The following is a 403-nucleotide window of genomic DNA, read 5'->3' as shown; positions in this document are numbered from 1 at the left end:
CGTATGAGTTGCTGTATCTGTTCCTGCATCATTTCACCTCATGTTCCGTCTTGCAGTCAACACACTCAACAACAAGCCCTTTCTCGTCCTTCCGCACCCGAAACGCTGTGCTTCCACATGTATTGCCGTCTTTCATCGCTAGACATATGAGATATACAACCCCTTTTACGACATCCTTCATAATACTTACCAACTCCTGTAATGTCCGTATTGTGACGATCGCAAAAGCCAAAATCACGATTAGCGATAGATGCTGGATACTGACTCCGGCAAGTAACGCTAATGTAACGACCACCGAAATAAGTAACCCGTCGAATATGATCTGTTTCATCATCCACCTCAATAGCCGTTGTTTTGCCGTTCGTGATTGATCGCGTTTTTCTGTAGATACGCTTCTTCGATT

General features: G+C 44.4%; 1 protein-coding gene. It reads right to left on the bottom strand.

Going from position 1 to position 403, the window contains the following annotated elements; genetic code table 11:
- Positions 1-339: 339 nt before the first annotated feature.
- The gene (locus DSM465_RS20345) at positions 340-402 is read right to left on the bottom strand and encodes a dUTP diphosphatase (RefSeq protein ID WP_394359151.1); all 63 of its coding nucleotides are present in this window, start codon (positions 400-402) and stop codon (positions 340-342) included.
- Position 403 lies beyond the last annotated feature (1 nt).

The organism is Geobacillus thermodenitrificans subsp. thermodenitrificans DSM 465 (genome assembly GCF_000496575.1).
Classification (GTDB): domain Bacteria; phylum Bacillota; class Bacilli; order Bacillales; family Anoxybacillaceae; genus Geobacillus; species Geobacillus thermodenitrificans.
Note: the sequence above shows the minus strand (reverse complement) of the source record. Positions and strands in the feature narration are given on the sequence as shown.